At 74.4% G+C, this 15,080-nt stretch carries 5 protein-coding genes; all 5 read left to right on the forward strand.

What is annotated here, in order from left to right:
* Nucleotides 1-64 precede the first annotated feature (64 nt).
* Genes ACIBHY_RS04280 through ACIBHY_RS04300 form a run of 5 tightly spaced genes read left to right on the forward strand, consistent with a single transcriptional unit; the run spans nt 65 to nt 15,060 of the window.
* Nucleotides 65-6,655 (forward strand): amino acid adenylation domain-containing protein, encoded by a 6,591-nt coding sequence (locus ACIBHY_RS04280; RefSeq protein ID WP_397305912.1) that lies wholly within the window; start codon nt 65-67, stop codon nt 6,653-6,655.
* The gene (locus tag ACIBHY_RS04285) at nt 6,652-12,162 is read left to right on the forward strand and encodes an amino acid adenylation domain-containing protein (RefSeq protein WP_397305913.1); all 5,511 of its coding nucleotides are present in this window, start codon (nt 6,652-6,654) and stop codon (nt 12,160-12,162) included. The genes ACIBHY_RS04280 and ACIBHY_RS04285 overlap by 4 nt, the downstream gene beginning before the upstream one ends.
* Nucleotides 12,159-13,205 (forward strand): saccharopine dehydrogenase NADP-binding domain-containing protein, encoded by a 1,047-nt coding sequence (locus tag ACIBHY_RS04290; protein WP_397305914.1) that lies wholly within the window; start codon nt 12,159-12,161, stop codon nt 13,203-13,205. Before ACIBHY_RS04285 ends, ACIBHY_RS04290 begins: the two co-directional genes overlap by 4 nt.
* On the forward strand, nt 13,202-14,284 hold the full coding sequence (locus ACIBHY_RS04295) for a Gfo/Idh/MocA family oxidoreductase (protein WP_397305915.1): 1,083 nt from the start codon (nt 13,202-13,204) through the stop codon (nt 14,282-14,284). Before ACIBHY_RS04290 ends, ACIBHY_RS04295 begins: the two co-directional genes overlap by 4 nt.
* Complete coding sequence (locus ACIBHY_RS04300) at nt 14,281-15,060, forward strand: thioesterase II family protein (protein ID WP_397256098.1); 780 nt, start codon at nt 14,281-14,283, stop codon at nt 15,058-15,060. Before ACIBHY_RS04295 ends, ACIBHY_RS04300 begins: the two co-directional genes overlap by 4 nt.
* The last annotated feature ends 20 nt before the right edge of the window (nt 15,061-15,080 follow it).

A 15,080-nucleotide genomic window follows, 5' to 3' on the forward strand; every position in this document is an offset into this window, starting at 1 on the left:
GGAAACAGCGACGCGTCTGCCTTTTCAGGATCGGCTGCTTTCCTCGCCTGAGCTGGAGACGCCGGTGAGCGAGCTGACCGGGCTGGCCTGCCGTGCCGTGCAGATGGTTCCCGGTGGCGGGCTGGTGCTGCTGGTGGAGGCGGACGGCGATCGCGGGCCCTCGGCCGCGCGGGTGCGCGCCGCCGTCCTGGACGCCTGCGGCGAGGTGGCCGAGACGGTGGTGACGCTCACCCCGGGCTCGCTGGCCGGGGAGACGGCCGAGCTGGTGAACCGGCTGCGGCGGGGCGCGCTGCCCGTGCTGGCGACGGACTCGCTGGCCGTACCGGATGAATGGGATGAGCAGGACGTTTCTGGACCACGGCGGGCTGACACACCACGGCGGCGGCCGGATCTTGGGCTGCGGGAGGTCGCGCGGGCGGCGGCCGAGTTGCTCGGTGTCGCGCCCGAGGAGCTCGGAGCGCAGGACGATCTCATCGCCCTGGGCGCCGACTCCATCCGGATCATGCAGCTCGCCAACGACTGGCAGCGCCAGGGCGTCATGGTCAAGTTCGGCGACCTGATGGAGTCGCCGACGCTCGCCTCCTGGCACACCCTCCTGAACTCGGGCGGCCCGGTCGCACCGCCGCCCCCGCGGACCGGGCCGCCCGACCGGCACGCCCCCTTCCCGCTCACGCCCCTGCAGCACGCCTACTGGTTCGGCCGCCGCGACCGCCAGGTGCTGGGCGGCGTCGGCTGCCACTTCTACGCCGAGTTCGACGGCCGCGGCCTCGACCCCGACGCCCTGGAACACGCCGCCCGCGCCCTGTTCGACCGGCACGAGCTGCTGCGCGCCCGCTTCCTCGACGACGCCACCCAGCAGATCCTGCCGCGGAGCCCATGGCCCGGCCTCACCGTCCACGACCTGCGCGAAGAGGCGAACCCCGAGGCGCGACTGCTGGCGGTGCGCGAAAGCCTCTCGCACCGCCGCCTGGAGGTGGAGCGCGGAGAGGTGCTCGACCTGACGCTCTCCCTGCTGCCGGACGGCGCCCACCGCCTGCACGCCAACATCGACCTGCTCGTCGCCGACGTACGCAGCATCCAGATCCTCCTGGAGGACCTGGCCACGCTCTACCGGGGCGGCACCCTGCCCCCGCTGACCTACGGCTTCCCCGACTACCTCGCCGGGCAGGAGCGGCAGCGCGCCGCCGACCGCGAGGCCGACCGCCGCTACTGGTCCGGACGCCTGCCCGACCTGCCGCCGGGCCCGGCCCTCCCGCTTGCCATGGAGCCCGGAAAGCTGGAACGCGTCCGGGTGGTCCGCCGCGACCGCAGGATCACCGCCGCCGACCGGGAACGCCTGTCCGAGCGCGCCCGCGCCCACGGCCTCACGCTGCCGATGACGCTGGCCGCGGCGCTGGCCGAGGTCGTCGGCGCGTGGAGCGCCTCGCCCCGGTTCGTGCTCAACGCCCCGCTGTTCGACCGGAGCCTGCCGCACCCCGAGGTCGAGCGCATGGTGGCCGACTTCAGCAACCTCATCCTGCTGGAGGTGGACCTGTCGCGGCCGCAGACGTTCGCGGAGCGCGCCGCCTCGCTGCAGGCGCGCTTCCAGCGCGACGTGGCGCACTCGGCCTACACCGGCGTCGAGGTCCTGCGCGACCTCAACCGGGGCGGCCGCCACGACCAGGTGAGCGCCCCGGTGGTGTTCACCAGCGCGCTGGGCATGGGCGACCTGGTCACCGAGGACGTCCAGCGCGGCCTCGGCTCGCTGGGCTGGATGGTGTCGCAGACGCCGCAGGTCTGGCTGGACCACCAGGTGGTCGAGGTCGACGGCGGCCTGCTGGTCAACTGGGACGCCGTCGAGGACCTCTTCCCGCCCGGCGTCCTGGACGGCATGGCCGCCGCCTACGACCGCCTGATCGACTGGCTCCTGACCGAGGACTGGTCCGCGCCCCCGCCCCACCCGTCCCGCCCGGCTCCCCACACGTCCGGGACGCCCCTGCCCGAGGGCACGTTGCACTCCCGCTTCTTCGATCTGGCCCGCCGCGATCCGTCCCGGATCGCGATCCGGCCCGACGTGTCGTATGGCGAGCTGTCGGATCGGGCGCTGCGGGTGGCGGGCTCCTTGGCCGGGCAGGGTGTACGGCCGGGCGACGCCGTGGCCGTCTGCCTGCCGAAGGGACCCGACCAGGTGGCGGCCGTGCTGGGCGTCCTGGCGGCCGGAGCCCTGTATGTCCCGGTAGGCGTTGACCAGCCCCAGGCGCGCCGCGACCAGATCCTGCGCCGCGCCGGAGCCCGGCTCCTGCTCTCCGATCTTCCCTCCGGTCCGCCTCTGGCGGCTCCGGTGGGGGTGGATCCGGAGGCGAGCGCGTATGTGATCTTCACGTCGGGTTCCACGGGTGAGCCGAAGGGGGTCGAGATCTCCCACCGGGCCGCGCTGAACACGGTCATGGACGTCAACCGGCGCTTCGGCGTGACCGGTGACGATCGGGTTCTGGCGGTGTCGGCGCTCGATTTCGACCTGTCGGTGTGGGACGTGTTCGGCCTGCTGTCGGCGGGTGGTTCGCTGGTCATGATCGGTGAGGACGAGCGGCGTGACGCTGCCCGCTGGGCCGCTTTGGTGGCCGAGCACGGGGTGACCGTGTGGAACACCGTCCCGGCCCTGCTCGACATGCTGCTCACGGGCACCGAGTCCGCGCTCACCTCGCTGCGCCTGGCGATGGTGTCCGGTGACTGGGTTCCGCTCGACCTGTCCGCCCGGCTCGCCGCCGCGGCTCCGGACTGTGAGCTGATCGCCCTGGGCGGGGCGACCGAGGCGTCGATCTGGTCCAACCACTGCGCGGTCCCGGCGGAAGTGCCGTCCGACTGGGTCTCCGTCCCCTATGGCAGGCCGCTGGCCAACCAGTGTTTCCGCGTGGTGGACGGGCTCGGCCGGGACTGTCCCGACTGGGTGGCGGGCGAGTTGTGGATCGGCGGCGCCGGGGTCGCCAAGGGATATCGGGGTGACCCGGAGACGACGGCCGCGAAGTTCACCGGCGGCTGGTACCGGACCGGTGACCTGGGCCGCTACCGGCCCGACGGCACCCTGGAGTTCCTGGGCCGGCTCGACCACCAGGTCAAGATCCGCGGCCACCGGATCGAACTCGGCGAGATCGAAGCCGCCCTGCTCACCCACCCCCACGTCGACCGCGCCGTGGCCACCAAGATCGACCGCCGCCTCGCAGCCGTGGTCGTCGGCACAGGTGACCTCGATGACCTGACCGACCGGCTGGCGGAACGGCTTCCGCCGTACATGATCCCCGACCGGATCGTGCCCGTGCGGGACCTGCCGCTCACCCCCAACGGCAAGATCGACAGGACGGTGGTGCGGGGTATCCTCGCCGGCCATGCGCGGCGCGACGAGCCGTTCGAGCCGCCGCTGCCGGGTGTGGAGAGCGCCGTCGCCGCCATCTGGGCCGAGCTGCTGGAACTGCCCGCGGTCGGCCGCGACCAGAGCTTCTTCACGCTGGGCGGCGACAGCCTGCTGGCCACCCGCCTCATCACCCGGCTGCGCGAGGGCGGCGTGTCCGGTGGGCGGCTGTCGAACCTGTTCGACCATCCCGAGCTCGCCGCCTTCGCCGCGACCCTGACGCCGGGGCAGGAGGAGGGCGAGCGGGCCGCGCTGCGCGCCGACCCCGAGCGCCGCCACGAGCCCTTCCCGCCCACCGACGTGCAACGCGCCTACTGGCTCGGCCGCACCGACGACTTCGCGCTCGGCGGCGTGGGCTGCCACTTCTACACCGAGTACGACCTGGAGGACCTCGACCTGCCCCGGCTGGAAGCGGCCTGGAACAGGCTCATCGAGCGGCACGCGATGCTGCGCGCGGTGTTCCTGCCCGACGGCACCCAGCGGGTACTGCCCGAGGCGCCCCGCTTCACCATCGCGGTCACCGAGGCGGACGAGGACGCCGACGAGGCGCTCGCCGGGCTGCGCGCGGACATGTCGCACCAGCTCATCGACGCCACCCGCTGGCCGTTGTTCGACGTGCGGGCCGTACGCTACGGCGAGGGCCGCACGCGGCTGGGCGTCAGCTTCGACAACATCATCCTGGACGCGCTCAGCACCATGACCCTCCTGCGCGAACTGGACACGCTCTACCACGACCCGGCCGCCGAGCTGCCGCCCGCCGGGCCCTCGTTCCGCGACTACGTGCTCACGGTCAAGCCGGGCCCGCGGGCGCTGCGCCGGGCACAGGAGTACTGGTCGGAGCGGGTCGCCGACCTGCCGCCCGCCCCGCGGCTCCCGCTGGCCCAAGAGCCGGAGCGCGTCGGCCGCCCGCGCTTCACCCGCCGCCAGGCCCGCGTGCCCGCCGAGCGGTGGCAGGCCGTCAAGGACGCCGCCAGGGAACACGACCTGACCCCGTCCACGGTGCTGGCCACCACGTTCGCCGAGGCGCTCGGCGCCTGGAGCGCCCGCCGCGACATGACGATCAACCTGACCCTGTTCGACCGCCGTGAGGTGCACCCGGACATCGACACCGTCCTGGGCGACTTCACCTCGCTGCTGCTGGTCGCCTACGAGCCGGGCCGTACCTGGCTGGACGGCGCCCGCCGCCTGCAGCGCCGGGTCGTGCGCGACCTGGAGCACAGCGACGTCTCCGCGCTGTGGGTGATGCGCGAGCTGGCCAGGCGTACCGGCGCGGCCGACGCCGCGATGCCGGTGGTGTTCACCAGCACGCTCGGCATGGACGCCACCCCCTCCGGCGCGCTGTTCGCCGAGCCGTTCTGGGGCGTGTCGCAGACGCCGCAGGTCTGGCTGGACCATCAGGTGGTCGAGGTCGACGGCGACCTGCTGGTCAACTGGGACGCCGTCGAGGACCTCTTCCCGCCTGGCGTCCTGGACGGCATGTTCGCCGCCTTCGCCGGGATGCTGGAGCGCCTGTCCACCGAGGACTGGGACGCCGCCGTCCCCTGCCTGACCCCGTCGGAGCAGCTCGTCACCCGCGCCGGCGCCAACGACACCGCCACCTCCCTGCCCGAGGGCACGTTGCACTCCCGCTTCTTCGATTTGGCCCGCCGCGATCCGTCCCGGATCGCGATCCGGCCCGACGTGTCGTATGGCGAGCTGTCGGATCGGGCGCTGCGGGTGGCGGGCTCCTTGGCCGGGCAGGGTGTACGGCCGGGCGACGCCGTGGCCGTCTGCCTGCCGAAGGGCGCCGACCAGGTGGCGGCCGTGCTGGGCGTCCTGGCGGCCGGGGCGCTCTACGTGCCCATCGGCGCCGACCAGCCGAAGCTGCGCGGGGAGCGGATGCTCCGCCGCGCAGGCGTCCGCCTGACCCTCACCGATCTTTCCTCCGGTCCGCCTCTGGCGGCTCCGGTGGGGGTGGATCCGGAGGCGAGCGCGTATGTGATCTTCACGTCGGGTTCCACGGGTGAGCCGAAGGGGGTCGAGATCTCCCACCGGGCCGCGCTGAACACGGTCATGGACGTCAACCGGCGCTTCGGCGTGACCGGTGACGATCGGGTTCTGGCGGTGTCGGCGCTCGATTTCGACCTGTCGGTGTGGGACGTGTTCGGCCTGCTGTCGGCGGGTGGTTCGCTGGTCATGATCGGTGAGGACGAGCGGCGTGACGCGGCCCGCTGGGCCGCTTTGGTGGCCGAGCACGGGGTGACCGTGTGGAACACCGTCCCGGCCCTGCTCGACATGCTGCTCACCGCCGATCGGGGGGTTCTGGGATCACTGCGCCTGGCCATGGTGTCCGGTGACTGGGTTCCGCTCGACCTGTCCGCCCGGCTCGCCGCCGCGGCCCCGGACTGTGAGCTGATCGCCCTGGGCGGGGCGACCGAGGCGTCGATCTGGTCCAACCACTGCGCGGTCCCGGCGGAAGTGCCGTCCGACTGGGTCTCCGTCCCCTATGGCAGGCCGCTGGCCAACCAGTGCTTCCGCGTCGTCGACTCCGCGGGCCGGGACTGTCCCGACTGGGTGGCGGGCGAACTGTGGATCGGCGGCGCCGGGGTCGCCAAGGGATATCGCGGCGATCCGGAGACGACCGGCGCGAAGTTCGTGGACGGCTGGTATCGGACCGGTGACCTGGGCCGCTACCGGCCCGACGGCACCCTGGAGTTCCTGGGCCGGCTCGACCACCAGGTCAAGATCCGCGGCCACCGGATCGAACTCGGCGAGATCGAAGCCGCCCTGCTCACCCACCCCCACGTCGACCGCGCGGTCGCCACCCAAGTGGATCGCCACCTGGCCGCCTTCGTCGTCCCGGCCGGCGACCTCGGCGACCTGCGCGACCGGCTCGCCGACCGTCTGCCCTCCTACGCCGTCCCCGCCACGATCACCCCGCTGGACGACCTCCCGCTCGGCGCGAACGGCAAGGTCGACCGCGCCGCCCTCGCCCGCCTGGCCCGCGAGCCCGACGGCCAGAGCGGCGACGCCCCACCCGCCGGGCCCACCGAGCAGGCCCTCGCCGCGATCTGGCGGTCCCTGCTCGACCTGACGGACGTGGGCAGGCACCAGAACTTCGTGACGCTCGGCGGCGACAGCGTCCTGGCCACCCGCCTGGCCGAGGAGATCAGGATCGAGTTCGGCGCCGACCTCCCGCTGCGGGAACTGTTCGCCGGGCCGACGATCGCCGAGCACGCCGCCCTGATCGACCACCGCGACGACTCAGCCTTCGAGGAGGGCTCGCTATGACTGCCGGTCAGCTCATCGCCGAACTGGCCCGGGAGGGCGTCCACCTGTGGGCGGAGTCGGGGCGGCTGCGCTTCCGCGCCCCCAAGGGCGTCCTCACCGAGGAACGGCGCGCCCTGCTGGCCGCCCACAAGGAGGCGCTGCTGGAGCAGTTGAGCCGCCCCGACCAGCCCGAGCTGCGCCCCGGCCCGGACACCCGCCACGAGCCGTTCCCGCTCACCGACGTCCAGGCCGCCTACCTGCTTGGCCGGGGCGCCGCCTACGACTACGGCGGCACCGCCTGCCAGGTCTACGCCGAACTCGCCCTCACCGGCCTGGACCCCGGCCGCGCCGAGGACGCCTGGAACCGGCTGATCGAGCGCCACGACATGCTGCGCGCCACCGTCCATCCGGAGGGCTACCAGGTCACCGCCCCCGACCGGCCCCGCTACCGCATCGAGACCACCGACCTCACCGGCCGCCCCGCCGCCGAGGCCGAGGCGCACCTGACGGCCGTCAGAGCCGCCATGGACAGCCGCGTCTACGATCCGGCGTCCTGGCCGCTGTTCGAGCTCCGGATCACCCGCACGGACGGACGCGACCTGCTGCACGTCTCCGTCGACTTCCTCATCGCCGACTACATGAGCATCCAGCTCCTGCTCACCGAACTGAACACCCTCTACCAGGACTCCGCGGCGCACCTGCCGCCCCTGGAGATCACCTTCCGCGACTACGTGGCCGCCACCCGGGGCGAACGCGACGGCCCCGCCTACGAACGCGACCGCGCCTACTGGGAGGACCGCCTCCGCACCCTGCCCGGCGCGCCGGAACTGCCCCTGCGCGAGGACCAGAGCGCCCAGGACCGCGGCACGTTCACCCGCCACCGGGCCAGGTTCACGCCCGGACAGTGGCAGGCGTTGCGCGAGCGCTCCGCCGCGCACGCCATCACCCCCTCCACCGCCGTGATGGCCGCCTTCGCCGAGGTCGTCGGCCGCTGGAGCCGCCAGCCCGCCTTCTGCCTCAACCTCACCCTCCTCAACCGCCGCCCCCTCCACCCGCAGGTCGACGCACTGGTCGGCGACTTCACCACGGTCAGCCTCCTGGAGGTGAACGGCTGCGCGCACGCCACGTTCGCCGCCCGCGCCGCCGCGCTCCAGGACCGGCTGTGGCAGGACCTCGACCACCGGCTCCACTCCGGGGTGGAGGTGATGCGCGAGATCGCCCGCGTGAAGGGCCGCGACGCCGCGCTCATGCCGGTCGTCTTCACCAGCACCCTCGGGCTCGGCGAAGCCGGCGACGGCATGGGCGAAGTGGTGTACGGCAGGAGCCAGACGCCGCAGGTGTGGATCGACTGCCAGGCCCTCGTCGAGGACGGGACCCTGGAGGTCAGGGCCGACGTGCGCGACGGCGTGTTCCCGGCGGGCCTGGCCGAGGACCTGTTCGGGGCGCTGCGCGAGCTGCTGGCCGACCTGGCCGCCGGCGACGACGCGTGGGCGGCGGCCGCGCCCGTGGGGCTGCCGGCCGTACAGGCGCGGCGGCGGGCGGACGCCAACGCCACCGCGGCGCCGCGCCCCGGCGGGCTGCTGCACGAGCCGGTCGTCGCCCGCGCGTCCGCCACCCCCGGCGCACCCGCCGTCATCGCGGAAGACCGCACGCTGACATACGGCGAACTGCTCGCCCGAGCCACCGCCGTGGCCGAGAACCTCACCCGAGGCACCGCCGTCGCGGAAACCCTGGCCACCACCGTGGCGGAAACCCCGCCCACCGCTGTGGCGGAACCCCTCGCCCGAGGCGGCGCGCCGGTGGCGATTCTCATGGACAAAGGCTGGGAACAGGTGGCCGCCGTGCTCGGCACCCTGCTGGCCGGAGCCGCCTACCTGCCGGTCGACACCGGCCAGCCGCCCGCCAGGCGCGCGCGCATCCTGGCCGACGCCGGCGTGGACACCGTCCTGACCCAGTCGTGGATCGGCGAGCGCCCGGACGGCGTGCGCTGCCACGACGTGGACACGCTGCCGCCCGCCACCACCCCCGTGCCGCGAAGCGCCGCGCGGCCGGGTGACCTGGCCTACGTCATCTACACCTCGGGCTCCACCGGCGACCCCAAGGGCGTGATGATCTCCCACGAGGCCGCGCTCAACACCGTCGCCGACATCAACCGGCGCTTCTCGGTGACCCCGGCCGACCGCGTCCTCGGCCTGGCGGCGCTGGGGTTCGACCTGTCCGTCTACGACGTCTTCGGCGTCCTGGCCGCGGGCGGCACGCTGGTGCTGCCCGGCGCGGCGGGCAGGGGCGACCCGGCCCGCTGGGCCCGGCTGGTCGCCGAGCACGGCGTCACCCTCTGGAACTCCGTGCCCGCCCAGCTCCAGATGCTGGAGCACTACCTGGCCGCGCAGCCCGAGCCCGGCCTGCCGACGCTGCGGCTGGCCCTGCTGAGCGGCGACTGGATCCCGGTCACGCTGCCCCCGGCCATCCGCGCCCGCCTGCCCCGGCTCGACCTGGTCAGCCTGGGCGGCGCCACCGAGGCGTCGATCTGGTCGATCTTCCATCCGATCGGCGAGCCCGAGCCCGGCTGGACGAGCGTCCCGTACGGCAAGCCGCTGGCCAACCAGACCTTCCACGTGCTGGACCACGCCCTGCGCCCGTGCCCCGACTGGGTGGCGGGAGAGCTGTACATCGGCGGCGCGGGCGTCGCACTCGGCTACCTCGGCGACCCCGGCAAGACCGCCCGGCGCTTCGTGAGCCACCCCGCGACCGGCGAACGCCTCTACCGCACCGGCGACCTCGGCCGCTACCGCGAGGACGGGCTGATCGAGTTCCTGGGCCGCGAGGACCGGCAGGTCAAGATCCGCGGCCACCGGATCGAACCGGCCGAGGTCGAGGCCGCCGTCCAGGACCATTCCGCGGTCGCCGCCGCGCACGTGCTGGTGGACGGCGACGGCATGGAGCGCCGCCTGGCCGCCTTCGCCGAGCCGGCCCGCCGTACCCCGGAGGACATGGACGGGGCGGCGGAGGAGTTGCGCGCGGCCGGATCGCGCGCGGGCGACCCGCACACCGCGCACATCGCCCGCGAGGAACTGACCGAGTTCATCGCCCGCCTGGACCGGGCCGCGGTCGTCGGCATCGTGCGCGCCCTCGCCACCCGCGGCCTGTTCCGGCAGGCGGGGGACACCGCCACGACCGAGCAGGTCGTCGACGCCCTGGAGGCCGCGCCCCGCCACCACCGGCTGGTGCGCCGCTGGCTGCGCGTGCTGGAACACGAGGGTTACCTCGAACGCGGCCCGGCCGATCTGCGCACGGCCGTCCGCACGGCCGCTCCCGAGGACCTGGACGCCGCCTGGCGCGCGGTCGGCGAGCTGCAACGAGAGGACAGCTACCCGGCCGAGCTGATCGCCTACTTCAGGACCAGCACCGCCCACCTGCCCGAACTGGTCAGGGACGATATGGACCCGCTGCCGCTGCTGTTCCCCGAGGGCCGCCTGGAGATCTCCGAGGCCGCCTACCGGGAGAACATCATCAGCCGCTACGTCAACCACGCCGCCGTCGAGATCCTGTGCCGCATCGCCGCCGGGCGCCCCGGCCGCCTGCGCGTGCTGGAGGCGGGGGCGGGCGTCGGCGGCACCAGCGCGCGGACGATCCCGGCCCTGGCCGGGCACGACGTCGACTACCTGTTCACCGACGTCTCGCCCTTCTTCCTCAACGAGGCCCGCGCCCGCTTCGTCGAGCTGCCCTGGGTGCGCTACGGCCTGTTCGACATCAACGAGGACTTCCGCGCGCAGGGCTACGCGCCCAACGACTTCGACGTCATCCTCTGCGCCAACGTGCTGCACAACTCCCGCCACGCCGGCCGCGTGCTGGAGCGGCTGGTACGCATGCTGCGCCCCGGCGGCTGGCTGGTCTTCATCGAGACCACCCGGGACAGCTACCAGATCATGACCTCGATGGAGTTCATGATGCCGGACAAGGACCCCCGCACATGGGACTACGAGGACCTGCGCCAGGGACTCGACCAGACCTTCCTCGGCCGGGACCAGTGGCTCGGCCTGCTGCGGGAGGCGGGCGCCGGCGCGACCGTCTGCCTGCCCGGCCCCGGCGACGTGACCGGCGCGCTCGGCCAGAACGTCTTCGCCGCCCGGTTCAAGACCGACCGGCGGCCCCTGGACGTCGCGGGCCTGGCCGGGCACCTGGCCAGGCGGCTGCCCGGCTACATGATCCCGGCCCACCTGCAGATCGTCGACGAACTGCCGCTGACCGCCAACGGCAAGGTGGACACCACCACGCTCCGCTCATGGCTGCCACGCGCCGCCGCGAACCGCGCCTCGGCCGGCGGGCCGCCCCGCGACGCCCTCGAACGCGCGCTCGCCGGCGTGTGGGCCGAGGTGCTCGGCATGGGCACAGGGGACACGGTCAACCGCGACGACGACTTCTTCGACCTCGGCGGCGACTCGCTGGTGGTCGCCAAGCTGGCCGCCACGCTGCGCGAGCGCGTACCGGAGGCGGCCGAGGCGCACTGGGACGACCTGGTCCGCCGCATCCTGCACCAGCCCACCGTGGCCGCGCTCGCCGACGGGCTGCGCCGCGGCGCGGGCGAGGAGGACGGCGCCCGCGCCGAGAGCACGCCGCTGATCCCGCTCGGCGGCGGCCCGCCCGGCGACGGACCGCTGCGCGTGCTCGTCCACGAGGGCAGCGGCACCCTCACCCCCTACCGCGCGCTGTCCCGGCTGCTGACCGCCAAGGGCGGGCCGCTCGCCGGACTCGCGATCACCGACGTCGACGCCTACCTGGCCGAGGAACCACGCGGCCTGATCGCCCGCCGCGCCGCCCGCTACGCCCGCACCCTCCTGGAGACCGGCGCGCCCTCCTTCCACGTGGTCGGCTACTGCATGGGCGGCCTGCTGGCCACCGAGGTCGCCAGGAACCTGACCGAGGCCGGCGCCGACGTCAGCGCCCTCACCGTGGTCAGCAGCTACACGCTGCCCCGGACCATCGAGGACGACCTCGTGGCCGAATACGTCTTCGCCAAGGTCATGGGCGTGGACCCGGCGGCGGCCGGCTATCCCGCCGACGAGGAGCTCATGGCGAAGGTCTTCGCCGCCCTGCTGCGCGAGGACCCCGGCCGCGTGCCCGCCGGCTCGGTCACCGCGCTGACCGGCGAACTCGCCCCCGCCGCCGAGGCCTTCCGCGCCCAGGCCGCCCGCCCGCAGGCGGAACGGCTGGCCGCGATCGGCCACGCCGCCACCTCCGGGACCGCCGGCCCCGACGTCGAGCGGCACGTCGCCACCTCCTTCCAGGTGGTACGGCACAGCCTCCTGGCCGTCGCCGCCCACGAGCCGGAGCCGTACGCGGGCGACATCGCCTTCCTGCGCCAGCGCGGCGGCACGAGCTTCCTGCCGTGGCTGCGCGACGACATGACCGGCTTCTGGCGGGAGCTGTGCCTGGGCGAGCTGACCGTCACCGACGTCCCCGGCGACCACTTCACCTGCCTGCGCCCGCCCCACGTGGACGAGGTCGCCGCCGTGCTGGAGGAGTCATGACCATCGGCGTGACCGGATGCTACGGCGCCGTCGGCCGCGCGCTGACCCGCCGGCTGCCCGGCCCGCTGCGGCTCGGCGGCCGGGACCCCGCCCGGGTGCGCGCCCAGGCAGGGCCGGACGACGAGCCCGTCATCCTGGACCTGGACGACGCCGCCGCGCCGGCCCGGTTCTGCGCCGGGTGCGAGGTGGTCGTCAACTGCGCCGGGCCGTCCTCGATCGTTCTCGACACCGTGGCCAGGGCCGCGCTGGCCGCGGGCGCGCACTACGTGGACGTCGCGGGCGACCGGCTCGACCTCGCCTTCCTCACGGACCTGGCCCTGCGGGCACCGGGCGGGCCGCGCGGCGCGGTGCTGGCGGCGGGCATGATGCCGGGCCTGTCCGCGCTGCTGCCCCGGGCGATGGCGGGGCCCGCGCCGCACCGCCTCGTCGCCCATGTCGGCGGCCTCGACCGCTTCACGAAGGCCGCCGCCCTCGACTACATCGCCTCCCTGACCGGCGAGTACGCCACCCCGCAGGCCGCCTGGCGCGGCCACCGGCAGGTACGCGGCGCGCTGCGCCCGCTCGACGGGGTGCGCCTGCCGCACTTCCCCGGCCGGGTCGGCGCCTACCCCTACCTCAGCCGCGAGAGCGCCCGCCTGGCCCGTGAGCTCGGGCTGGCCGAGGTCGAGTGGTGGGGCGTCTTCGACGGCGAACGCGCCCCGCGCGCCCTGGCCGGGGCCGCGGACAGAGACCCCGCGCAGGCGGCGCGGGACCTGGAACTGGCCGCCCGGCTGGACGCGGTGGGGCGGGAGCCGTACTTCCAGCTCGTCTTCGACCTCGACGGCAGGACGCTGATCGCGCGCGCCGCCGACAGCTACGAGCTGACCGCCGCGGTGGCCGCGAGCGCCGTCCGGGCGCTCGCGGCGGGACGGGTGCCGCCGGGCGCGCACGAGGCCGCCTGGGTGCTCGACCCGGAGCGCGTGCTGGGCGAGCTGCGCGCGGACCCGGCCGTGCGGGTCACCTCCAGCGTCGAGGAAGCCGTCGTCGAGGAGGGGGTCCTGTGAACGGACGGCCGCGCGTGCTGGTCTGCGGGACCGGTTTCGGCCGGATCCACCTGGCCGCGATCGCCGCGCCCGGCTCCGGGTTCCGGCTCGCGGGCATCCTCGCCAAGGGTGGCGAACGCTCCCGCGCCTGCGCGAAAGAGGCACGGGTGCCGCTCTGGACCCGCGTGGAGGACGTGCCGGACGGCGTCGACCTGGCCTGCGTCGTGCTGCTCGGCGCGGTGAACGGCGGCCCGGCCAGTGAGGTCGCCGCCGAGCTGACGGCCCGCGGCGTGCATGTGCTGCAAGAAGGGCCGCTGCTGCGCGACGAACTGGCCGGGCTGCTGCGCGCCGCCCGCGAGCACCACACCGTGTACCAGGTCAACAGCCACTACGTGCACCTGCCGCCGGTGCGGCGCTTCATCGCCGCCGCCCGCGCGCTGCGCCCGCTCTACGTCGAGGCGGCGTGCGGCGTGCAGGTCTCCTACCACCTGTTCGACATCCTGGGCCGGGCGCTCGGCGGGCTGCGTCCTTACGAGCTGCCCGCGCCGACCGGCTCCGGTCCCTTCCGCACGATCGAGGGCACCCTCGCCGGGACGCCGTTCACGCTGCGCGTGCAGAACCAGCTCCACCCCGCCGACCCCGACAACCACGCCCACCTGCTGCACCGGATCACCGTCGGCGCGGACGGCGGCACGCTCACGCTGGCCGGCACCCACGGCCCCGTCCTGTGGTCGCCGCGGCCGCACCTGCCGGAGGAGGCCAGGAAGACCACCAGATTCGCCGACGCCGCCGACCCCGCCCTCGACCTGCCCGCCAGCACCGTCATCGGCCCAGCTCAGACGCCCAGCTACCGCGAGATCCTGGCGGTCCACTGGCCCGCGGCGGCCCACCGCGCGATCAGCGGTCTGTGGAAAGCCGCCGGTGACAGGATCGATCCGCTGCGCGAGGGGCAGTACTACCTGTCGGTCAGCGGGATCTGGCAGGCGATGGCCGCCTCCCTCGGATTCCCCGAGCGGCTGTCGGGGCCGCCGCCCCGCCCGATGCCCGCCGCCGAGCTGATCGCGGCCGCCCGTACCGAACTGGAGGACTCACCGGCATGACCACGACGACCACCCGGCAGCGCGAGCAGTGGCTGCGGCCCCTGCGCGTCCAGGAGGTGCCCAGGCTGCGCCTGGTCTGCTTCCCGCACGCCGGCGGCGCCGCCGGGTTCTTCCGCACCTGGGCCGCGCGCCTTCCCGAAGGCGTCGAGCTGTACGGCGTGCAGTACCCCGGCCGCCAGGACCGCCTGCGCGAACCCCACGCCGCGAGCGTGGACGAGCTGGCCGGACCGGTCGCGGCCGCTCTGGCCCCGATGAGCGAGGTGCCGCTGGCCCTGTTCGGCCACAGCATGGGCGCCGCCGTCGCGCACGAGACGGCCCGCCGCCTGGAGAGCCTGCTCGGCGGCCCGATCGCGGGCCTGGTCGTCTCAGGCCGCCCCGCGCCGCACCTGGCCCGCCCGGCGCAGGTGCACCTCGGCGGCGAGCGGGCCCTGCTGGAGGACCTGCGCAGGCTCGGCGGCACCAGCGACGAGGTCCTCGACGACCCGGCGCTGCGCGAGCTGATCCTGCCCACGCTCGAAGCCGACTACCGGCTGATCGAGACCTACCGGCCGCACGGGACGACGCCGATCGCGACCCCGATCTGCGCCGCCGTCGGCGCGGCCGACCCCGAGGCGGACCACGACGAGGCCGCCGCCTGGAAGGGCTGCACGACCGGCCCGTTCCGGCTCAGGGACTTCCCCGGCGGCCACTTCTACCTCGTCCCCCACGAGAGCGAGCTGGTCGAGCAGGTGCTGCAGTTCTGTGGCCTGCCCGGCAGCTGGCCCTCGACCCCGTAACCGAAGCAGAGGAGACACCG

The sequence above is a fragment of the Nonomuraea sp. NPDC050547 genome (assembly GCF_044457345.1).
Lineage (GTDB): Bacteria > Actinomycetota > Actinomycetes > Streptosporangiales > Streptosporangiaceae > Nonomuraea.

Coding starts and splice junctions, on each gene's coding strand:
- ACIBHY_RS04285 (WP_397305913.1), top strand. CDS start 6,652: ATGACTGCCGGTCAGCTCATCGCCGAACTGGCCCGGGAGGGCGTCCAC.
- ACIBHY_RS04290 (WP_397305914.1), top strand. CDS start 12,159: ATGACCATCGGCGTGACCGGATGCTACGGCGCCGTCGGCCGCGCGCTG.
- ACIBHY_RS04300 (WP_397256098.1), top strand. CDS start 14,281: ATGACCACGACGACCACCCGGCAGCGCGAGCAGTGGCTGCGGCCCCTG.